Source organism: Halomonas sp. DP5Y7-2, from assembly GCF_019802025.1.
Classification (GTDB): domain Bacteria; phylum Pseudomonadota; class Gammaproteobacteria; order Pseudomonadales; family Halomonadaceae; genus Halomonas; species Halomonas litopenaei_A.
Genome location: NZ_JAHVHY010000005.1, coordinates 325,638 through 347,299, shown reverse-complemented (window position 1 = coordinate 347,299; position 21,662 = coordinate 325,638). Strand labels below are relative to the sequence as shown.

At 63.6% G+C, this 21,662-nt stretch carries 18 protein-coding genes; 11 read left to right on the top strand and 7 right to left on the bottom strand.

Annotated elements, in window-relative coordinates:
- Positions 1-80 precede the first annotated feature (80 nt).
- Positions 81-1,496 (top strand): aspartate aminotransferase family protein, encoded by a 1,416-nt coding sequence (locus KUW18_RS11380; protein WP_222238662.1) that lies wholly within the window; start codon positions 81-83, stop codon positions 1,494-1,496.
- Positions 1,497-1,633: 137 nt separating this feature from the next.
- Here KUW18_RS11380 and KUW18_RS11375 read toward each other — a convergent pair whose 3' ends face one another.
- The 4 genes from KUW18_RS11375 to gatC all read right to left on the bottom strand — a co-directional run bounded on the left by KUW18_RS11375 (position 1,634) and on the right by gatC (position 5,514).
- Positions 1,634-2,185, bottom strand: a complete 552-nt coding sequence (locus KUW18_RS11375) for a cupin domain-containing protein (RefSeq protein ID WP_206943364.1) — start codon at positions 2,183-2,185, stop codon at positions 1,634-1,636.
- 72 nt (positions 2,186-2,257) lie between these two features.
- The gene (gene gatB / locus KUW18_RS11370) at positions 2,258-3,712 is read right to left on the bottom strand and encodes an Asp-tRNA(Asn)/Glu-tRNA(Gln) amidotransferase subunit GatB (RefSeq protein WP_206943362.1); all 1,455 of its coding nucleotides are present in this window, start codon (positions 3,710-3,712) and stop codon (positions 2,258-2,260) included.
- Positions 3,712-5,172: an Asp-tRNA(Asn)/Glu-tRNA(Gln) amidotransferase subunit GatA gene (gatA, locus tag KUW18_RS11365; protein WP_222561439.1), complete on the bottom strand. Its 1,461-nt coding sequence runs from the start codon at positions 5,170-5,172 to the stop codon at positions 3,712-3,714. The genes gatB and gatA overlap by 1 nt, the downstream gene beginning before the upstream one ends.
- Before the next feature lie 54 nt (positions 5,173-5,226).
- Complete coding sequence (gene gatC / locus KUW18_RS11360) at positions 5,227-5,514, bottom strand: Asp-tRNA(Asn)/Glu-tRNA(Gln) amidotransferase subunit GatC (RefSeq protein ID WP_206943358.1); 288 nt, start codon at positions 5,512-5,514, stop codon at positions 5,227-5,229.
- 175 nt (positions 5,515-5,689) lie between these two features.
- Between gatC and KUW18_RS11355 the strand changes: the two genes are divergently transcribed.
- The 7 genes from KUW18_RS11355 (at position 5,690) to tldD (ending at position 15,935) form a co-directional block, all read left to right on the top strand.
- A complete protein-coding gene (locus KUW18_RS11355) occupies positions 5,690-6,727 on the top strand; it encodes a rod shape-determining protein (protein ID WP_206943356.1) in 1,038 nt (345 codons plus the stop codon).
- A 77-nt stretch (positions 6,728-6,804) separates the two neighbouring features.
- Positions 6,805-7,704 (top strand): rod shape-determining protein MreC, encoded by a 900-nt coding sequence (gene mreC / locus KUW18_RS11350; RefSeq protein WP_206943355.1) that lies wholly within the window; start codon positions 6,805-6,807, stop codon positions 7,702-7,704.
- The gene (mreD, locus tag KUW18_RS11345) at positions 7,704-8,192 is read left to right on the top strand and encodes a rod shape-determining protein MreD (RefSeq protein ID WP_206943353.1); all 489 of its coding nucleotides are present in this window, start codon (positions 7,704-7,706) and stop codon (positions 8,190-8,192) included. Before mreC ends, mreD begins: the two co-directional genes overlap by 1 nt.
- Before the next feature lie 19 nt (positions 8,193-8,211).
- Positions 8,212-8,847, top strand: a complete 636-nt coding sequence (locus tag KUW18_RS11340) for a Maf family protein (protein ID WP_222561438.1) — start codon at positions 8,212-8,214, stop codon at positions 8,845-8,847.
- Between the two features lie 236 nt (positions 8,848-9,083).
- Positions 9,084-10,547 (top strand): ribonuclease G, encoded by a 1,464-nt coding sequence (rng, locus tag KUW18_RS11335; protein ID WP_206943351.1) that lies wholly within the window; start codon positions 9,084-9,086, stop codon positions 10,545-10,547.
- A gap of 4 nt (positions 10,548-10,551) precedes the next feature.
- Positions 10,552-14,487 carry a YhdP family protein gene (locus KUW18_RS11330; protein ID WP_222561437.1) on the top strand — a complete coding sequence of 1,312 codons (3,936 nt, stop codon included), beginning with the start codon at positions 10,552-10,554 and terminating at the stop codon, positions 14,485-14,487.
- Positions 14,484-15,935, top strand: a complete 1,452-nt coding sequence (gene tldD, locus KUW18_RS11325) for a metalloprotease TldD (protein WP_222561436.1) — start codon at positions 14,484-14,486, stop codon at positions 15,933-15,935. Before KUW18_RS11330 ends, tldD begins: the two co-directional genes overlap by 4 nt.
- Positions 15,936-16,107: 172 nt before the next feature.
- Here tldD and yjgA read toward each other — a convergent pair whose 3' ends face one another.
- The gene (gene yjgA / locus KUW18_RS11320) at positions 16,108-16,611 is read right to left on the bottom strand and encodes a ribosome biogenesis factor YjgA (RefSeq protein ID WP_206943348.1); all 504 of its coding nucleotides are present in this window, start codon (positions 16,609-16,611) and stop codon (positions 16,108-16,110) included.
- Between the two features lie 153 nt (positions 16,612-16,764).
- Here yjgA and pmbA point away from each other — a divergent pair, with 153 nt between their 5' ends.
- Both pmbA and KUW18_RS11310 read left to right on the top strand, forming a co-directional pair.
- Positions 16,765-18,105 (top strand): metalloprotease PmbA, encoded by a 1,341-nt coding sequence (gene pmbA / locus KUW18_RS11315; protein WP_206943347.1) that lies wholly within the window; start codon positions 16,765-16,767, stop codon positions 18,103-18,105.
- Between the two features lie 71 nt (positions 18,106-18,176).
- Positions 18,177-19,268 (top strand): DUF1214 domain-containing protein, encoded by a 1,092-nt coding sequence (locus KUW18_RS11310; protein ID WP_222561435.1) that lies wholly within the window; start codon positions 18,177-18,179, stop codon positions 19,266-19,268.
- Positions 19,269-19,302: 34 nt separating this feature from the next.
- Here the strand turns inward: KUW18_RS11310 and KUW18_RS11305 are convergent, their stop codons facing one another.
- On the bottom strand, positions 19,303-20,577 hold the full coding sequence (locus KUW18_RS11305; RefSeq protein ID WP_222561434.1) for an O-acetylhomoserine aminocarboxypropyltransferase/cysteine synthase family protein: 1,275 nt from the start codon (positions 20,575-20,577) through the stop codon (positions 19,303-19,305).
- Positions 20,578-20,676: 99 nt separating this feature from the next.
- Here KUW18_RS11305 and KUW18_RS11300 point away from each other — a divergent pair, with 99 nt between their 5' ends.
- The gene (locus tag KUW18_RS11300) at positions 20,677-21,231 is read left to right on the top strand and encodes an HD domain-containing protein (protein ID WP_224907509.1); all 555 of its coding nucleotides are present in this window, start codon (positions 20,677-20,679) and stop codon (positions 21,229-21,231) included.
- 33 nt (positions 21,232-21,264) lie between these two features.
- On the opposite strand, the gene KUW18_RS11295 is transcribed toward KUW18_RS11300, so the two are convergent.
- Positions 21,265-21,591 carry a hypothetical protein gene (locus KUW18_RS11295; RefSeq protein ID WP_222561433.1) on the bottom strand — a complete coding sequence of 109 codons (327 nt, stop codon included), beginning with the start codon at positions 21,589-21,591 and terminating at the stop codon, positions 21,265-21,267.
- Positions 21,592-21,662: the final 71 nt, after the last annotated feature.

The following is a 21,662-nucleotide window of genomic DNA, read 5'->3' as shown; positions in this document are numbered from 1 at the left end:
ATCTCTTGGCAAGAAAGCGTATGGTAGTTATGTTGAATAAAACATAACGTTTATCCTCTGCCGTTTTGGGAGAATCGGCCATGACCCTGAAGGACAGCACCACCCTCAAGCAGCTGGACAGTGCTCACCACCTGCATCCCTTTACCGATTTCAAGGCGCTTGGGGAGGAGGGCAGTCGCATCATCGTCGATGCCCAAGGCGTGTACATACGTGATGCCGACGGCAACCGAATACTGGATGCCATGGCGGGGCTGTGGTGCGTTAACCTGGGGTACGGTCGTAAGGAGCTGGTCGACGCCGCCACCCAGCAGCTGACTCAGCTGCCGTACTACAACAACTTCTTCAAGACCTCGCACCCACCGGCGGTGGAGCTGGCCGCGACCCTCTGCCGTCTCGCCCCGCCGCACATGAACCGGGTGTTCTTCACCGGTTCAGGCTCCGAAGCCAATGACACCGTCGTGCGTATGGTGCGGCGCTACTGGGCCTTGAAGGGGCGTCCGCAAAAGCACTGGATCATCGGTCGCGAGAACGGCTATCACGGTTCCACGGTGGCGGGGATGAGCCTTGGGGGTATGGCACCCATGCATGAGCAGGGTGGGCCCTGCGTGCCGGGGATTACCCATGTTCGTCAGCCCTACTGGTATGGCGAGGGCCTGCCTGATGCCAGCTGTGAGGACCCCGACAGCTTCGGTCGTCGCTGCGCCGAGGCGCTTGAGGCGCGCATTCAGGAGCTGGGCGCCGATCAGGTGGCGGCATTTATCGCCGAGCCGGTACAGGGTGCCGGTGGCGCCATCATCCCGCCGGACAGCTACTGGCCGGCCATCAAGGAGGTGCTGGATCGTTACGATATCCTGCTGGTGGTGGATGAGGTGATCTGTGGGTTTGGTCGCCTGGGAGAGTGGTTCGGCAGTGTTCACTACGACCTGACCCCCGACCTGATGCCGATCGCCAAGGGGCTGTCGTCAGGTTATCTGCCTATTGGCGGCGTGCTGGTCGGTGACCGTGTCGCCGAGACCCTGATCGAGGAGGGGGGCGAGTTCTATCACGGCTTCACCTACTCAGGGCATCCCGCCTGCGCCGCTGTGGCGCTGAAAAACCTGGAGCTGATGCAGGCCGAGGGGATCGTCGACAAGGTCCGCAACGAGCTGGGGCCGTACCTGGCGTCACGCTGGAAGGCCCTGGAGGCCCATCCATTGATCGGCGAGGCGCGCTCGCTGGGGTTGATCGGTGCCCTGGAGATTGTCGCAGACAAGGCCAGCGGGCAGCGCTTCGATAAGGCCCTGGCCGTGGGCAATCTGTGTCGTGACATCTGCTTTGAAACGGGGCTGGTGATGCGCTCGGTGGGTGACACCATGGTCATCTCACCCCCCTTGGTGATCAGCCGTGACGAGATCGATGAGCTGGTGCGTCTCGCCGAGCGTGCGCTGGACGAGACCTTGCGGCGGCTCGAAGCGCAGGGTGTCAGTATTGCGTCCTGCGAGCAGGTGGAGTCATGACGCGTCTCCAGCCTGTGATGAGCGTGTAACGCCCAGTGAAAGCGCCTTGCCCCGGATAAGGGGCAGGGGAAGAGGTCACGCCTGGCGTGGCCTCTTGTCGTATCAAGGGAGGGGTGGGCGAGAGGAGACGACGGCTGCTAGAACGTGCGGGCAGGGGTGGCGCAGCTGACCAGTCGGCAGGCCTCTTTGCCGGGATTGCGGAAGCGATGAGGCACATTGGTGTCGAAGTAGTACGCTTCGCCGGCAGCGAGCATACGGGTTTCAGCGCCAATGGTGATTTCGATGGCGCCCTCGAGGATGACGCCCGCTTCCTCTCCCTGATGGGTAATCATCTCGCGCCCTGTATCACTGCCTGGGGGATAGGTCTCGATCATGAACGACAGGGCCCGGCTATCACGGTTGGCGCCAACCAGCTTGAAGATGACGTCGCCACTACCCACGTCCGTCAGCTCATCGGCACTGTAGAAGACCTGATTCTTGCTCTCGAGGTCCATGGTGAAGAAGTCGCCGACGCTCATCGGAATGGCGTCCAGGATCTTCTTCAAGGAGCTGACGGAGGGACTGACCTTGCCTTGTTCGATCAACGACAGGCTGGAATGGGTGACGCCGCAGCGCTTGGCCAATTCCCGTTGAGAGATTCCGCGCAGGGTTCTCAAGGCCCGTAGTCGGGCTCCGACATCGTCAGACATGGTGACTTCCTAGGCCGCTAGTGGACGAGAGGCCCCGGGACAGCCGCTGTCCCGGGGAGGCGTGCGTCAGTTTCAGCACAGAGCGTCGAGTTTTTCCTTGAGCAAGCCGTTAACCTGCTGAGGGTTGGCGGTGCCGCGAGACGCTTTCATCACCTGGCCGACAAAGTAGCCGATCATCTTGCCGCGCTTATCAGGCTCTGCATCCCGGTACTGGGCGACCTGGGCGGGGCTTTCGCTGATGACCTGATCCACCATGGCCTCAATCGCCCCGGTGTCGGTGACCTGCTTGAGTCCCTTGGTCTCGATGATCTGGTCGGCGCTGTCACCTTCCCCATTCCACAGGGCCTGGAAGACCTGCTTGGCCGCCTTGCCGTTGATGGTCGAGTCGATGACGCGCTTGATCAGGCCACCAAGCTGTTCGGCGCTGACAGGGCTGTCGGAAATGTCGAGCCCGTCGCGGTTGAGCGCCCCGGATAGTTCTCCTTGCACCCAGTTGGCCGCCTGCTTGGCGTCGCCACAGAGGTCCTTGACCTGCTCGAAGTATTCCGCCATTTCGCGGCTGGCCGACAGCACTCCGGCGTCGTAGGCGGACAGGCCCAGTTCGTCCTGGAAGCGCGCGCGCTTCTCCGCAGGCAGCTCGGGCAGGCTCTCGCGCAGGTGGTCGACGTAGGCGCAGTCGAGCACCACGGGCAGCAGGTCGGGGCAGGGGAAGTAGCGGTAGTCGTTGGCTTCTTCCTTGGTCCGCATGCTGCGTGTCTCGTCGGCCTCCGGGTCGTACAGGCGGGTTTCCTGCACCACCTTGCCGCCGTCCTCGATCAGCTCGACCTGGCGCTCGACTTCATAGGCAATGGCGCGCTCGACGAAGCGGAACGAGTTGACGTTCTTGATCTCGGCACGGGTGCCGAACGCTTCCTGCCCCTTCGGACGTACAGAGACGTTGACGTCGCAGCGCATGGAGCCTTCGGCCATGTTGCCGTCGGAGATTCCCAGGTACGTCACGATGGAATGGATGGCCTTGAGATAGGCCGCAGCCTCCTTGGCCGAGCGCATGTCCGGCTCGGAGACGATTTCCAGAAGGGGCGTGCCCGCGCGGTTCAGGTCGATCCCGGTCATGCCGTGAAAGTCTTCGTGCAGCGACTTGCCGGCATCCTCTTCCAGATGAGCATGGTGAACCCGAATGATCTTGCTGGTGCCGTCGTCCAGCAGGATCTCCACTTCACCAGCGCCGACGATGGGGTGGTACATCTGGCTGGTCTGGTAGCCCTTGGGCAGGTCTGCGTAGAAGTAGTTCTTGCGGTCAAACACCGACACTTCGGGAATGTCGGCATGAATGCCCAGGCCGAACTTGAGCGCCATGGCCACGGCTTGCTCGTTCAATACGGGAAGCACGCCGGGCAGCCCCAGGTCGACAGCGTTGGCCTGGGTGTTGGGCTCGGCACCGAAGGCGGTGGACGAGCCGGAGAAGATCTTGGAGCGGGTCGCGAGCTGTACGTGCACCTCGAGACCGATCACGGTTTCCCATTCCATCAGCGGTTCTCCTCGGTCATCGCGGGACGCTTGGTATGCCAGTCGGTGGCCTGCTGGAACTGGTGTGCCACATTGAGCAGGCGGGTCTCGGCAAAGTGCGTACCGAGAATCTGCAGGCCAACCGGACGCTGGCCGGAGAAGCCTGCCGGAACGCTGATGCCGGGAATGCCGGCCAGGTTCACCGCGATGGTGTAGATATCCTGCAGGTACATGGACACCGGGTCTTTCTGGGCACCCAGATCAAAGGCGGGTGTCGGCGCGGCCGGCCCCATCAGCACGTCGACCTCTTCGAAGGCGTCGAGGAAGTCCTGACGGATCAGTCGGCGCACTTGCTGCGCCTTCTTGTAATAGGCATCGAAGAAGCCTTCCGACAGGGTGTGGGTGCCGATAAGGATGCGACGCTTGACCTCTTCGCCAAAGCCTTCTGCTCGAGAGCGCTTGTACAGATCGATCAGGTCGAGCGGATTGTCGCAACGGTGGCCGAAGCGCACGCCGTCGTAGCGTGACAGGTTGGACGAGGCCTCTGCCGGCGCGATCACGTAGTAGGCCGGAATGGCGTACTGAGTGTGCGGAAGGCTGACCTCGCGCACGCTGGCTCCCAGCGACTCATAGACCTTGATGGCCTCGTCAATGGCCTGACGAACACCACTGTCCAGGCCGTCTCCAAAGTACTCGCGGGGCAGGCCGATCTTGAGGCCGGACAGCGGTGCTGTCAGTTCCTCGGTGTAGTCGGGGACGCCGCGAGCCACACTGGTGGAGTCGCGCACGTCATGGCCGGCGATGGCATTCAACAGATGGGCGCAGTCCTCGGCGCTGCGGGCCATGGGGCCGCCCTGATCCAGGCTGGAGGCGTAGGCGATCATGCCGTAGCGCGACACACGGCCGTAGGTGGGCTTCAGCCCGGTGATGCCACAAAAGGCCGCCGGCTGGCGAATCGATCCGCCGGTGTCGGTGCCCAGCGCTGCAGGCACAAAGCCGGCGGCGATGGCAGCGGCGCTGCCGCCGGATGAGCCGCCGGGGACAGCGTTCAGATCCCAGGGGTTCTTGACCGGTCCGTAGAAGCTCGACTCGTTGGAGGAGCCCATGGCGAACTCGTCCATATTGGTCTTGCCAAGGCTCACGCTGCCCGCGGCCTTGAGCTTCTCGACCACGCTGGCGTCATAGGGCGCGACGAAGTTGTCGAGCATTCTGGAGCCGCAGCTGGTGCGCACGTCCTTGGTACAGAAAATATCCTTCAGCGCCAGCGGTACGCCGGTCAGCGGTCCTGCCTGGCCGTTGGCCCGCGCCTGATCTGCGGCGTCGGCGGCGCTCAGCGCCTGGTCGGCGGTCACTGTGATAAAGCTGTTGATCGTCTTGTCGTGGCGATCAATACGTCCGAGCAGATCCTGGGTCAGCTCGCGGCTGGAGATGGTGCCGGCAGCAAGTGCCTGGCTGATCTCTGTCAGCGTCTTGTCATGCATGGGCCTGGCTCCCTGTGTGCGTGAATCCAGTGTCGAGAAAAAAGGGGCGAGGCGTCATTCGACGACGCGCGGCACCAGATAGAGGCCGTTTTCGACCTGAGGTGCGCAGCGTTGAAAGTCGTCGCGTTGGTCAGTTTCGGTGACCTCGTCGGCGCGCAGGCGCTGGGTGGCATCGAGGGGATGGGCCAAGGGGGCGACGCCCTCGGTATCGACTGCCTGGAGCTGGTCAACCATCTCCAGGATCCGGCCGAGATCATCGTGGTAGTGGGCAGCGTCATTCTCTGAAAGGTCGATCCGGGCCAGGTGAGCGGCACGGAGTACCTCGGCGTGTTCAAGCGCCATGATCAATTCCTCGACGGAAGGGTCCATGAAATGACCGCAGAAGGTACCACATTCCGGGGCGCTCGGGCAGGTCTGCCCGGTCAAGTGAGACGCGCAACACGCTTGCCGCTAGGGGGGGTCAGTGATACCGTTTGCGTCCGCACAGGGTTTCCGGTCTGCACTAGGTATCTTTTCCATGTTCAAACGTTTACGAGGTGTGTTTTCCAGCGATCTGTCGATCGATCTGGGGACGGCCAATACGCTCATCTACGTGCGTCATCGCGGGATCGTCCTGGATGAACCCTCCGTGGTTGCGATCCGACAGTCTGGCAACATGCGCAGCGTGGCGGCGGTGGGTGCCGATGCCAAGCGCATGCTGGGCCGCACCCCGGGAAACATCACTGCCATTCGTCCGATGAAGGACGGCGTCATCGCCGACTTCACCGTGACCGAGCAGATGCTCCAGTATTTCATCCGCAAGGTGCATCAGAGCACCTTCCTGACGCCTAGCCCCCGGGTCCTGGTGTGCGTTCCCTGCATGTCTACCCAGGTCGAGCGCCGTGCCATCAAGGAGTCCGCCGAGGGGGCTGGTGCCCGTGAAGTCTTCCTGATCGAGGAGCCTATGGCGGCTGCTATCGGCGCCGGGCTGCCGGTGGAGGAAGCTCAGGGTTCGATGGTCGTCGATATCGGTGGTGGTACCACAGAGATCGCCATCATCTCGCTCAACGGCGTGGTCTACTCCGAGTCGATTCGTATCGGCGGCGATCGCTTCGACGAGGCGATCAGCTCCTACGTGCGTCGCCACTATGGCAGCCTGATCGGTGAGGCGACCGCCGAGCGCATCAAGGAAGAGATTGGCTGTGCCTATCCGGGTGGCGAGCTGCGCGAAATCGACGTGCGTGGCCGTAACCTGGCGGAAGGCATTCCGCGCAGCTTCACGCTGAATTCTCACGAGATTCTGGATGCGCTGCAGGAGCCGCTCGGCTCGATCGTCTCAGCGGTCAAGAGCGCCCTTGAGCAGTCTCCCCCCGAACTGGCCTCTGACATCGCCGAGCGTGGCCTGGTGTTGACCGGTGGTGGTGCACTGCTGCGCGATCTCGACAAGTTGATCGCCGAAGAGACCGGCCTGCCTGTGGTGGTCGCGGACGATCCGCTGACCTGCGTCGCCCGTGGCGGCGGCAAGGCCCTGGAAATGATTGATCAGCATACCTTCGAGCTGCTCTCCAGCGACTGACAAGGTGTGGCCCAGGATCTCCAGGGAGTCGGCCTATCAAACCGCTGTTCTCGCATGGCTCCGTCCCCGGGTATCGCATGTTGTTGTGTGCGGTGCTCGCGGGTGGGCTGATGTTTGTCGATACGCATTTCACCCGCATGGAGTCGGTGCGTGCCCAGCTGTCGACGCTGGTTGCCCCTATCCAGTGGGTCGTGAGCCTGCCCAGTGATGTGCTGAATTGGGGGGCTCTGGCATTGTCCGAGCAGCGTTCTCTGGTCGAGGAGAACGCGCGTCTACGTGAACAGCTGCTGACGCTGTCCCATCGGGTCCAGCGCATGGCCAGCCTGACCGCGGAAAACGTCCGCCTGCGCGAGCTGCTCGATGCCGCCCGAGACCATGAAGTTCCCTACCTGACTGCCGAACTGCTGTCCCTCGATCCAGACCCCTTCACCCATCAGATGGTGATTGACCGTGGCCGTCGCGATGGCGTCTATGTGGGACAGCCGGTGATGGACTCGTCGGGTATCGCCGGGCAGGTCAGTGAACTCTCCGCCTATTCCAGTCGCGTCCTGATGCTGACCGATGCCAGTCACGCGCTGCCCATCCAGGTCAATCGCAACGGTCTGCGCTTCATCATTCAGGGAACGGGCAACTACGATGCCCTGAAGGTCCTGCATGTACCGGATACCGCAGATATTCGGGTCGGCGACCTGCTGGTCAGCTCCGGCCTGGCGGGACGTTTTCCCGCCGGCTACCCGGTGGCCAGGGTCAGCGACGTGGGTCATGATCCCGGCGAGCCGTTCGCGACGGTCAGCGCGGCGCCGGTGGCACAGCTTCAGCGCTCGCGGCATTTCCTGCTGCTGTTCCCACCGGAACCGGCGCTAGAGGTGTCTCGCGGCCGCTGGCACCCTGATCTGGATCCGGTTGCCATCGAGTCGGCTCGCCGTCTTGGCGAGCTACTGCTGCCACCCGAGGACGACACCGAGGAGGACAACTGATGGCTGCCACTCCACGGGCCAGTCTGTTGCTGGTGTGGCTGACACTGGCCTTGTCGCTGTGTCTTCAGGTCATGCCAATGGCCGATGGTTGGCAGGTCTGGCGACCTGACTGGCTGGGACTGATGCTGCTGTACTGGTGCATGACGCAGCCTGATCGCGTGGGCGTGTTCCACGGCTTTGCGCTGGGGCTGTTGCTCGACCTGATCGAAGGGGCGCCGCTGGGGCAGAGTGCCTTGACCTTGTCGCTGCTGGCCTTTCTTGGCGCGCTGGTCTATCCCAGATTTCGCACGTACTCCCTGGTTCAGCAGGCGGTACTGATCTTCGTGCTGTTGGGGCTGGTGCAGCTGGTGGAACAATGGCTGCGCACGCTGTTCGGGCCTTTTTCGATGCATCTGTCGTTTCTCATGCCCTCGCTGATCGGGGCCGCCCTGTGGCCGTGGCTGGTCACGCTGTTCAAGGCCCTGGGCCGGCGTGCGGTCCGCGAGTAACCTGGTCAGGAGTCTGTGCATGCCTTCCGCTAGCGACCTTCCCTTGTCGAACACGCTGCGTCTGGCGTCGGCCTCGCCGCGTCGACGGGACTTGCTGGCGAGTATCGGTGTCGAGGTCGAGGCCTGCCCCGTGGACATCGATGAAACGCCGCATCCGGGTGAGCAGGCCGTGGACTATGTCGCGCGCCTTGCCCGGACCAAGGCGACCTTCGGTCAGCGCGCAGGACTGGCCCAGCCGGGGGCGGCGAGTGAGGACCGGGTCACGCTGGGATCTGATACCGCGGTGGTCCGCGATGGGCAGATTCTTGGCAAGCCAGCGGATGCCGCAGAGGGGTTTGCCATGCTGCGTTCGCTCTCCGGGCGTGATCATCAGGTGATGACGGCTGTGGCGGTCACCGGGCCAGCGGGTCTGCTGGAGGTCACGGTCGTCACTGACGTCACCATGCGGATGATCGAAGACGCCGAGATTCATGCGTATTGGCGCAGCGGTGAACCCCAGGACAAGGCCGGGGGATATGCCATCCAGGGGCTTGCCGCGGTGTTCGTCGAGCGCATTGCCGGCAGCCATTCGGCGGTGGTGGGACTGCCCTTGTTCGAGACGGCCGCCTTGCTTCGACAGCAGGGTATGGCGCTGTGGTGTGGGGCCCTTCCCTAGAGCACCGCGTCGCGGTGAATCGCTGTGCACGGGAGGGTGACAGGCGTCGTCGACATGGATGGCGCAGCGTTGAGGCCGGCCCATCTGGCGTCATCTATCGCTGCGCGATGGCAAGCGGGTCGAAAGCGCGTATGCTGCATCAATCCGTATGGCCAGGATGGCCGAGACAGGCATCGTCGCAACGATGGGTGGCTATGTCATAATGGCGCCAGACATCAAAGGACAAGGACAGCCGCATGAGTGGTGAAGTACTCATCAACCTGACGCCGATGGAAACCCGCGTAGCCGTGGTGGAAAATGGCGTGCTCCAGGAAGCCTTCATCGAGCGGGCCAGGCGGCGCGGTATTGTCGGCAATATCTATCAGGGCAAGGTCGTTCGAGTGTTGCCCGGCATGCAGGCCGCCTTCGTCGATATTGGTCTGTCACGGGCGGCCTTCATTCACGCCCACGACGTCGGTGATCACGCCGCCAGTGGCGAAGAGCAGCCGTCCATTTCGCATCTCCTGCACGAAGGCCAGTCACTGGTCGTCCAGGTGACCAAGGACCCCATCGGTTCCAAGGGGGCTCGCCTGACCACCCACCTGTCGGTACCCTCCCGCTACCTGGTGTACATGCCAGATTCGCCCCATAACGGGGTGTCCCAGCGTATCGAGGACGAGACCGAGCGTGAACGTCTGCGAGAGCTGGTCGAGGCGGCCCAAGCCGAGCAGCAGATCGACATCACCGGCGGCTTTATCGTGCGCACCGCTGCAGAGGGGGTGACCCTCGAGGAAATGGCGGCGGACATGCACTTTCTGCTGCGGCTATGGCGCAAGGTCAGCGAGCGCAAGATCACGGCCCCGGCCCCCAGCGTCATCTATGACGATCTGCCTTTGTTCATGCGAACCCTGCGCGATGTCATGCGTGATGACATCGAGAAGGTGCGCATCGATTCCCGCGAGAACTTCGTCAAGCTGGTCGAATTCGCCGAAGAGTTCATGCCGACCGCGGTCGGGCGGATCGAGCACTATGCCGGCGAGCGTCCCATCTTCGATCTGTACAGTGTGGAAGATGAAATCCAGAAAGCGCTGGCACGCAAGGTGCAGCTGAAATCCGGTGGCTATCTGGTGATCGACCCCACCGAGGCGATGACCACCATCGACGTCAATACCGGCGGCTACGTGGGTCATCGCAATCTGGAAGAGACGATCTTCAAGACCAATCTCGAGGCCGCTACCGCCATTGCCCGGCAGCTGCGTCTGCGTAACCTGGGTGGCATCATCATTATCGATTTCATCGATATGGTGGACCCCGAACATCAGCGGCAGGTGCTGAGAATGCTCGAGAAGTCTCTCGAGCGTGACCACGCCAAGACCAAGTGTACCGGCGTCACCGAGCTTGGGCTGGTGCAACTGACCCGCAAGCGGACCCGTGAGAGTCTTGAGCAGACGCTGTGCGAGCCCTGCCCATCCTGCCAGGGACGCGGCACGCTGAAGACGCCGGAATCCGTATGCTACGAAATCTTTCGGGAGATCCTGCGCGAGGAGCGTGCCTACAACGCGGAGACCTACGCAGTGCTGGCCTCCCAGGCCGTGGTCGATCGTCTGCTCGATGAAGAGTCGGCGGCAGTGGCTGATCTGGAAGAGTTCATCGGCAAGACGATCCGCTTCCAGGTCGAGACTCACTATTCCCAGGAGCAGTACGACATCGTGCTGATGTGATGTGATGAGGCCGATTCGCCTGCTGACTCGCTGGTTACTGACGCTGGTGGCGGTGGTGCTGGCCCTCGCCGCACTGCTGACGGTGGTCCTGCGTCTCTCCCTGGGCCAGGTGGATCGGCTGGAAAGCACGCTGATCGACATGGTCGAGTCTCGCTTCGAGGCCGAGGCCCACCTGGTCGAAATGAACGGGGCGCTGCGGGGGCTTGACCCCGAGCTGTCGCTGGATGGCCTGCGCCTGGAAGCGCGCGACGCCCTGGGCAGCTATCCGCTGCTGGAAGTCGAGCAGGGTGAGGTGCGCCTGGACACCCTGGCCAGTCTCCAGCAGGGCATTCCCGTCGCCGACAAGGCGCATTTTCAGGGCGTGACCCTGCATCTTTACCAGGACCGTGAGCGTCGCTGGCTGTGGCCCAAGCCGGCCCGGATTCCCCCCGAACTCATGCCTGATGGCGAATTCAACCTGCAGCGCCTGGACTTCTGGGTCGGCGTGATGCTGCGTCAGCGGGCCTGGGTCGATGATCTACGCGTGGTGCTCCACGGGCGGCGGGAAGTGACCACCCTGCATGCGCCCCGGCTGTTGATGACCGGGAACGAAACACGCACCCACATCGAAGGCGAGATTTTCATTGAAGACCGCTCCATGGAAGCCATGGAAGTGGTGATGGCGCTGACCCCCGGCACCCGGGACGCCGGCAACTTCAGTGCGGCGCTGCAGGGCACCATGCAGCTCGACAGCCTGACCGGACTGTCACGCTTGATCGGTATCGAAGACGTGCTCAGGCTGGATGAGGCCAGCGGTGATGCCACGATATGGGCCCGTTGGGATAACGGACGGCTGGCGGATGTGCGCCTGGATGTACGGGCGCCGCGTATCGCGCTGAACCAGGATGATCATGGCCCATCGTCGGTAGCCCCTCAGGCACCCGCGGCAGAGCATGGCGGCATCGTGATGACGGGGGCCGAGCTGAGAGGGCAGTGGCTGCGGCGTGGGGTCGATGACTGGGAAGCCTGGTTCGAAGGCGACACTGAAGACGTGCTGTGGACGGGCAACGACGGTGAACAGGCCCCTGAGGGCAGCGCGCTGCCGCGTTTCTGGCATGTGGCCAGTCGAGAGGATGGCTGGTGGGCCAACGCCAGTGACTTCGAGCTTGGGGCGCTGGCCCAGTGGCGGGAACGGGTGCGCCTGCCCGAAGGGCTGTCGCGTGCGGTATCGGCGTTGCAGCCAAGAGGGCGCGTCACCGGGCTAGGTTTTGGCAAGCGCGAAGGCGAGTGGCGGGCCCGCGTCAGCGCCGAGGGCGTCGAGGTGGATCCCTGGGAGGATGCGCCAGGTGGGGGCCCCCTCGATGTGTGGGTCGAGGCCGACGGCACTCGAGGGAAAGTCGACTTTGTCGATACCGGTGCAGCGTCCATGCACTTCCCTAACCTGTTCTCGGCACCGATGGCACTGGACTACGCCACCGGCCAGGTGCAGTGGTCCTACGATGGTCCGCGCAGCTACGTCAGTGGGCGAGATCTCCAGGTAGGCTGGCGCGGTGCCAAGGTCGACGGGGAATTTGGCCTGGCGATTGCCGGAGACCGGCGCGGAGGCTTCGGCCTGTCCCTCGATATGCGTGACGTCAACGCCCGCGATACCGCGCTCAGTGAGTGGCTGCCGATGCCGCTGCTGCGAAACGATGTCGACCCTGAGCTGGCCGAATGGCTCGCCAGCGGCCTGGCGGGGCGGGTGCCCCAGGGACAGCTGAGGTTGCACGTGCCCCTGCGTGAGCAGGACAGCCTCGACAGCGATGCCGAGGGTGGTGACAGGTTGGACACCACACTTGGGCTTGAGCTCGACATTGTCGATGGGCGTGTTCCCTACGCCGATGGCTGGCCAGCGCTTCAGCAGGTGCGCGGACATCTGTCCGTCGAAGACGATAGCCTGGAAGCCCGCGTCGATCATGCTGAAAGCCTGGGAGTGGGCACAAATGATGCTCGCGTCAGCTTGCAGGACCAGGTGCTGAGCGTAGACGGACCGCTGACTGCTTCGTTGACCGATCTACTGCGATTCCTGGGCGAGATGCCGGTGGATGGCGTCGACGCCGCCAGTGACTGGCAAGGCGAGGGGCGGGTTCAGGGTGAGCTGGCCTTGCGTATGCCGATGGATGACCCTGACGGACTGTCTCTTAGCGTCGAGGCCAATGCCGAAGCCTCGTCGGTCACCCACCAGAGCACCGGGCTTTCCTTCGAGAATGTTCGCGGGCCGCTGACGTGGCAGCAGCAGGGCGACGATGGCGGCCTGTCGGGGCGACTTGATGGTCGCGTGCTGGGCGGTGACGTGACCGCAGAGCTGGAAGGCAGCAACGACAGCGTTGCCCTGTCGGGGCGTGCCGAGGCGCCTGCGCTGCTGGACTGGGCGGGACTGCCTTCGGGGGCGTTGATGTCCGGTGCCTTTCCATGGCGCGGGCGCTTGAACCTGGAGGCTCAGCGCTTGCAGCTCGACAGTACACTGGAGGGCCTGACGATCGAGCTGCCGGCCCCCCTGGGCAAGCGTGCCGCGGAGCGTGTACCGCTTGCGCTGGATCTACGCCTGGGTGATGCCATGAGCCTGAGTGCCGAGTACGGCAACAGTGTCGGCGCCAGGTGGCGCGATGCCGGTGGTGGCCAAGGCCAGCTGTGGATCGGTCGGTCGGCGCCTGCCGCCTGGCCCAGGGAGCGAGGCGTGGCGGTGTTGGCGCATCTTCCAAGGCTGGATCTCACGGCCTGGGCGGATGCCCTCAAGCCCCTGGCCGGCAGCATGCCGGGTGGTGGTTCCGGCAGTGGCAGTGGCAGCGTGGGTCTGGCCAGGGTCGAGGCCCGCAGCGACTGCCTCAGCGACGGCGACCGCTGCCTGGGTTCCCTGGTCATCAATGCCAGTCCCGAGCAGGGTGGCGGCCAGCGCTGGAACGCCTCGCTGGACGGTAGCCTGCTCAGTGGCCAGATGCGCTATCGGCCCGGCACCCTTCAGCCACTGGTGCTGGATCTCGACCGGCTGACCTTGGATGACCTGATTCCGGCGTCTTCAGGGCAAGCGGTCGCCGGGGCCGAAGCCGGTTCACTGTTTGGTGAGCTTGAGGTGGCCGAGGAACCCGCCGAATTTCCTGCCCGCGTGCGAGATCTGCCTGACGGGCGACTCGACATCCGTACCATCCAGTACAAGGGCAATCGGATGGGCCCCTTCAGCGGTGAGTGGCGGACCCAGGATGATCGTCTGTCGGTAGACCCTGTCGCCTTGACCCTCGGCGAAGTCAGTGCCAATGGATCACTGATCTGGGAAGCCTCTGGCAGCAGCCACAGCCTCACCAGGTCCCGGCTGGCGTTGACCGGGGGGGATCCTGGTACCGCCCTGGCTGCGCTGGGCCAGGAGGTCGCGGTGCGTGCCGAGCGTCTGGATGTGGACAGTCAACTGGCCTGGCCCGGCGCGCCCTGGCAGTTCGCCCTGGCCCGTTCGAGGGGTAGCCTGGAGGTGAGCATGCTGGACGGTGCCTTCGCCAACATCAGTTCGCCATCGGCCAAGGTGGTGGGGCTTCTTAATGTCGATAACCTGCTGCGTCGACTGCGCCTGGACTTCACCGACGTCACCGGTTCAGGAACCGCCTTTGACCGTGTCAGCGGTAACGCAACCCTGTATGGTGGAGTGCTGGAAACCGATGGGCCGATCCGCATCGACGGACCGGCGACCGACTTCACGCTGGACGGCTCCGCCGACCTTGCCAGGCGTCAGCTGGACCTGATGCTCGGCGTCACGGTGCCCGTCAGCAACAACCTGCCACTGGCCGCTGTGGTCGCGGGCGCTCCCATCGTCGGTGGGGCGCTGTTCGTGGCCGACAAGCTGTTCGGTGACGTCATCGATCGGGTGACGCGAATTCACTATCTGGTGCAAGGTCCATGGACGTCGCCCCAGATCACTCTGGAAAGTGCCCAATGACATCACATCCTGCGAGCCTCGAAGAGGCGGTTGCCACTCTGTTGACCCCCGGCGGGCTTGACCTTGGCGGACTTGATGCCGGTCTGCGGCATGCCCTCGGGCCGGGCATCGACTATGCCGACCTGTATTTCCAGCGCGCCTGGCACGAAGGCTGGGTGCTGGAGGATGGCGAGGTCAAGGAAGCCAGCTACAACATCGACGGTGGTGTCGGGGTGCGCGCGATGGCCGGTGAAAAGACCGGCTTTGCCTATTCCAACCAGATTACCGCCGATGCGCTGGCGGAGACCGGACGAACTGCCGCGGGCATCGTGCGAAGCGGCGCCAGCCTCAACCAGGCGCCCCGCATCGTGGTCAGTGTAGAGCCCCGCTATGCGGGCATCGATCCCTTGTCGGGGCTGTCGGCCGAGGACAAGGTCGCGATGCTGAAGCTGGCCGACCGGGTGGCCAGAGCAGCCGACCCCAGCGTTACCCAGGTCAGTGCCTCGCTGTCCGGCGTCTATGAAGTGGTCCTGGTCACGGCCAGTGACGGCACCCTGGCGACCGATGTGCGTCCGCTGGTGCGCTTCAACGTGAGCGTGATTGCGTCTCGCAATGGGCGTCGGGAACGGGGCAGCGCGGGAGGCGGTGGTCGTTACCCGATGGCGCGCCTGCGTGACGAGGGTGTCGCCGAAACCTATGCCAAGGAGGCCGTGCGCCAGGCGCTGGTCAACCTGGAAGCCGGGGATGCGCCGGCCGGGCAGATGCCCGTTGTGCTGGGGGCCGGGTGGCCTGGAATTCTGCTGCATGAAGCGGTGGGACACGGGCTTGAAGGTGACTTCAATCGCAAGGGCAGTTCCGCGTTTGCCGGCCGTATCGGTGAACGGGTGGCGGCGCCAGGGGTCACCGTGGTCGATGACGGTACGCTGACCGATCGGCGTGGTTCGCTGTCGGTGGACGATGAAGGAACGCCGAGTCAGTGCACCACCCTGATCGAGGACGGCATCCTCAAGGGCTACATGCAGGACAAGTTGAATGCCCGCCTGATGGGCATGGCACCGACTGGCAATGCTCGCCGCGAGTCGTTCGCGCACATGCCGATGCCTCGCATGACGAACACCTACATGCGGGCCGGTCAGGACGACCCGGAAGACATCATCAAGAGCGTCTCTCGCGGTCTTTACGCGGTGAGTTTCGGTGGCGGTCAGGTCGATATCACGTCCGGCAAGTTTGTGTTCTCTGCCAGCGAGGCGTATCTGATCGAGGACGGGCGCATTACCGCGCCGGTGAAGGGGGCTACCCTGATCGGTAACGGGCCCGAAGCCATGGGCCGAGTGTCGATGATTGGACACGACATGGCGCTGGACACCGGTATTGGCGTCTGCGGCAAGGAGGGGCAAGGCGTTCCTGTCGGCGTGGGTCAGCCCACCTTGAAGCTGGATGAGCTGACGGTTGGCGGCACCCAGTCGTGAGCGCCGCCTGACACCTACCCATGGGCGCGAGGTTCAGCGCCTTGGGTGGTGCAGGTATGGATGTCTCAGGTCGCGGTTTTTTCAGTTCTGAGTTTTCAGGACTGAGTTTTCAGGTCGTGCTGTGTAAGCCGACCCGAATGGCCGCCGCAAGGCAAGATGGCACCCGGCGGGGCTAGAGTCCCGCCGTGTCGCGCAGCAGTTTATAGAGCCGTTTGGCGTTGGTCGGCGGCTTGTTCTGCTCGCGCTCCTTGCGGGCATTGCGGATGAGCTGGCGCAGTGCCTGACGGTCGGCGTGGGGGTAGTCCGCCAGGAAGGGTTCGACTGCGTCGTCGCCTTCCTCGATCATCCGGTCGCGCCACTTTTCCAGGCGCAGAAAGGCATGGTCGCGCTGCACCTGGGCCTGTTCGATTTCATCGAAGACGGCCTGAATGGCGTCGAGGTCTTCCTTGCGCATCAGTTTGCCGACGTACTGCATGTGGCGCCTTCTCGCCTCGCGGGCACGGATGCGATCGGTTTCCTCGATGGCGCGCAGCAGGTCGTCCGAGAGCGGGAAGCGTGCACGTTCGTCCGGCTTCATGGCGATGAAGCGTTCGCCCAAAGCCTGCAACTCGTGCATTTCGCGCTTGAGTTGTGACTTGCTGGGGCGGTCGTCGGGGGAGAGGTCTTGCTGGGTCATACCGGGTCCCTGATGAAGGCAGCTGGGGCAGCGAAGAGGCGAACGCCAACAGGCGGCGCCCGCCAAAGCTCAGGAGTATACCAGCCCGAGCCGACATGAGCGGCAAGGGATGACAGTCTCAAGCGGTCGATCGGGCCGCAGAAGGAGTAGAAGATGACACAGGCGTTTGATGCCACAGCCCAGCAGAGATTGCTGGAAGGGCGCGCCGAGAGCGCTGTAGCACTGGCCCGGCGGCTAGGAGCTGATGCCTGCGAGGTAGGTGCCAGTGTCGACCAGGGGATCGGTGTCAGCGTGCGTGAAGGCGATGTCGAGTCGGTTGAGCTGTCCCGTGATCAGGGCATTGCGGTGACCGTCTATCTCGGTCAACGCAAGGGCAGTGCCTCCTCCACCGACGCCAGCGATGCGTCGATCAAGAGCGTGGTCGAGAAGGCTATCGCCATCGCCCGCTACACCGGGGAAGATCCCGCTGCGGGCCTGGCCGATGCGCAGCTTATGGCGACCGAACTGCCGGATCTCGATGTCCACCATCCCTGGGCGCTGGAAACGGACGAGGCCATTCAGCGAGCCCTGGCCTGCGAAGCCGCCGGACTTGCTCGTGAGGGCATTCGCAGCTCTGACGGTGCCAGCCTGTCCAGCGGTGAGGGGGTGCGTGTCTACGCCAACAGCCACGGCTTCATGGGCAGCCAGCGCGGCAGTCGTCACTCATTGTCGTGCATGCTGATCGCGGAAGACGCCTCCGGCATGCAGCGCGACTACGATTACACCAGTGCCAGGGACCCCAGGGCCCTGCGCGATCCTGCCGAGGTCGGCGACAGCGCTGCCGAACGCACCCTGCGTCGTCTTGGTGGCCAGACGCCGCAGACCGGCCGCTTTCCGGTCATGTTCGACCCGAGTCTGGCCAGTGGCCTGGTAGGACACTTGATGTCGGCCCTCGCTGGAGGCGCGATCTACCGGGATGCATCGTTCCTGTGCGGGCGCCTGGGTGAGGCGTTGTTCCCGTCCTGGTTCGGTCTCGGTGAGCATCCGATGCTGGTGGGCGGCATGGCGAGCAGCCCGTTCGACGGTGATGGCGTGCAGACCCGTGACAATCGCTTTATCGAAGATGGCCGCATCGCCAGCTACATGCTGTCCGCCTACAGCGCGCGGCGCCTCGGCATGCAGACAACGGCCAACGCCGGTGGTGCGCGCAATCTGCGCCTGGTCGGTGCCACCACGCCCCATGGTGACATGCTGGCGCAGATGGACCGTGGGGTGCTGGTGACCGAGCTGATGGGGCAGGGGGTCAACGGCGTCACCGGCGACTACTCCCGTGGCGCTGCCGGTTTCTGGGTCGAAAATGGACGGATCCAGTATCCGGTCGAAGAGTTTACCATCGCCGGAAACCTGTCACGCATGTTCCAGGGTCTGGTGGCGCTGGGGGACGATGTCGATACCCGCGGCAGTATTCACAGCGGCAGCTGGTTGATCGATGAGATGACGATCGCTGGCAGTTGAGGCCCGAGAGCTGTGCCCATCACAGCCGATACCCTGGCCCAGGGTTGACGTAGGATGTGGAATGCGGCGCTATGCTGACAGTAATGATCGAGTCAGGCATGGGGAGCGTCATGGTGTGGAGACAGTGGGGTGGCTGCCTGGGGGCGGTGATGTTGACGCTAGCTTCCGTTCAGGCGGACGAGGGGGGCGGTACCGGCGCTGGCGATGCCGTTACCCTCGATACCTATATCAGGGCCCAGACCGACCACCATTTTCAGCGCTACGCTGATGATGGTTACTTCGGCACGCTACGCCATGATCGCGCGCCACTGCCTGCAGACGCGGACGTGCTGCGCCCCAATCGAGATGTGTTGCACAGTGTGGGTCTATTCGACCTGAGTTCTCCGGTAACGATCTCGACCCAGGCGGATCCCACCCGACTGCAGTCACTGCAGGTCGTGAGTCAGGACCATTTCACTCCACTGATGGTCTATGGGGGGCGTGAGATCACCCTGGACCAGGACACGGTGGGGTCACGCTATGCCCTGGTGATGGTCCGCACCCAGGTCGATGCAGACTCGCCCGAGGATATCGCCAAGGCCAACGCCCAGCAGGACGCCATCGAGTGGTCCCAGGCCGAACAGGGTGAGATGACACTGCCCGACTGGGATGTGCAGGCTCTGGCTGACGTGCGTGAAGCGGTATTGGGCTTGTCACCCTTCCTGTCGGGCAGTCACCGCATGTTTGGCGCCGAGGGTGACGTCGACCCTGTGCGCCATCTGTGGGGGACCGCTGCCGGTTGGCTGGGCCAGCCCATTGAAGAGGCGTACTACGTCACGATCAATCCGTTGCACAACGACGGCGATACCCCTCAGGTGCTGATGCTGCCGGTCGATGTGCCGGTCACCGGGTTCTGGTCGGTGACGGTGTATGACGACCAGGGCCGCTTGATCGACGGCGCCGACGGCGCCCAGTCGGTGACCAGCAGCACGGCGGATGCCAACGAGGATGGGTCGGTAACGCTGCATTTTGGCGGGGATCCCGACGTGCCGAACTATCTGGCGATTGAGCCTGGATGGAACTATACCCTGCGCTTCTACCGACCTACCGAGGCGTTGACGAAGGGGGAATGGCTGCCCCCTTCGCCGACTCCTGTGGGTTTGCCCGTGCCTGCTTCCGACTAGAACCATGCTCCCACGTCGGGCGTGGGAGCATCGCTCATGCTTGCGAGGCAGACAGCGCCTGGTCGAGATCGCTCAGCAGGTCATCGATGTGCTCGATGCCGATGGACAGTCGGACCATATCGGCGCTGACACCGGCGGCGGCCAATTCCTCTTCGTTCAACTGGCGGTGGGTAGTGGCGGCCGGGATGGCAGAGCAGGTCTTGGCATCGCCTATGTTGACCAGTCGAAGGATCAAACCGAGAGCGTCATAGAAGCGTGCCCCCGCATCGCGCCCGCCCTTGATACCGAAGCTAAGAATGCCTGACGCTTTGCCTTGCAGGTAGCGGATCGCGAGCCCGTGATCCTTGTGGTGTTCGAGTCCTGCGTACTTCACCCACGAGACGGCGGGATGCTGCTCCAGATATTCCGCTACCTTCTGGGTGTTATCACAGATACGCTCGATTCGAAGCGATAGCGTTTCCAGGCCCTGCAGCAGGTTCCAGGCAGCCTGGGCGCTGAGTGCCGCGCCCATGTTGCGCAGTGGCACGACGCGGGCCCTGGCGATGAAGGCGGCCTCACCAACGTCACGGGTGTAGCTGATACCGTGATAGGACGGGTCCGCTTCGTTGAGCAGGGCAAAGCGCTCGGCATGGGAGGCCCAGGGGAAGCGTCCGGAGTCGACGATGACGCCACCGACGGTGGTGCCATGGCCGCCAATGTATTTCGTCGCCGAATGCACCACGATATCGGCGCCGTGGTCGATCGGGCGACACAGGAAGGGGGTGGCCACGGTGTTATCGACAATCAGCGGTAGGCCATGGTCATGGGCCAGAGTCGCCAGCGCGCCAAGGTCGACGACGCTGCCCGAGGGGTTGCCGATGCTTTCGCAGAAAATGGCTTTGGTACGGGCATCGATGTGGCCGGCGATGGTGTCCAGGTCGTCCTTGTCGGCAAAGCGGACCTCGATGCCCTGACGAGGCAGCGTGTGGGCAAACAGGTTGTAGGTGCCCCCGTACAGCTCGCTGATCGAGACGATGTTGTCGCCGGTTTCGGCGATGGTTTGGATGGCGTAGGTGATTGCCGCCATCCCTGAGGCCACCGCGAGTCCGGCAATACCGCCTTCCAGTGCCGCTACCCGCCCCTCCAGCACGCTGCAGGTGGGATTCATGATGCGCGAGTAGATATTGCCTTCGACCTTGAGGTCGAACAGATCCGCGGCGTGTTGCGCATTATCAAATGAAAAGGACGTGGTCTGATGAATGGGCACCGCCACGGCATTCTGGTTGTCGGGCGTGTAGCCGTGATGCAGTGCGATCGTGTCCGGCTTCATGGGGGCTCCTTATTGTGGTTGGGGTGGACTCAGAATAGTGGGCCGACCGTTCGCTGTCCTCAATATATTGAAATGTTCTAATTTATGGAGGCGCCCAAGATGTCCATAGAACCCACCGATGGCCAGGTCATGGTCGAACACGCACGTGTTTTCGCGACGGCTGCCCACTGTGCCATTGGCCAACGCCGCAAGTATCTGGAGACTCCCTACATCGAGCATCCTGCCGCGGTTGCCGCCTTGGTGCGCGAACATTGTCCGAGTCGGCCGGAGCTAGAGGCCGCGGCGTGGCTGCACGACGTGCTGGAGGATACCGAGGTCAGCGAGATGACCCTGCGTGAGTTGTTTCCTGCTGACGTGGTGGAACTTGTGGTGGCCTTGAGTGACCTTGAGGGGCCAGAGGTCGGCAATCGCGCCGCGCGCAAGCGGATCTCGCTGGAACGGTTGGCACGCGCTGGTGGGGATGTACAGACCGTCAAGTATGCAGATCTGATTCACAACACCGGCTCTATTGTCGAGCACGACCCTGGCTTCGCGCGGATCTACCTCAAGGAAAAGCGAGCGCTACTGGAGGCCATGGACCAGGGGCAGGACTCGCTCAAGCGGCTAGCCTGGGCATCGTTGGAGCAGGCCGAGGCCCGTCTGGGCAGGCGATAGAACGGTCCGGTACAGGCATCAGCAGGCGTCAGCCTAGCCGCGAATCAGGCGGGCGCCTGGAGGCACTTGGTCATACAGGTCGTTGCAGTTACCGGGAGGAGGCTGGCGGTCTGGCGTCAGATCCAGGTACCAGATGCGGCAGGCACCTGGCGGGGGGAGCGCGTCTTCCGGTAACTGCAGGCTGTCGAGAGCGTCATACTGTCTGTCGCCTCGGCGCTCCGTCAGGCCGTCCGCGGGGGACGTGCTGGAGCAGCCGCTGACCAGGCAAGTGGCGAGTACGAGCACCCCCAGCAGCATGCCCGCAGATGGAGTGGTACCGGCCGCACTGCGCCGAGCGCCATAAAGGCGGAGATGTCTCATCAATGGCTCCCTCGTCAACCTCGGACCATGGCACGCGGGGTCATGGTTTAACGTAGGAGAAAGCCTAGCAT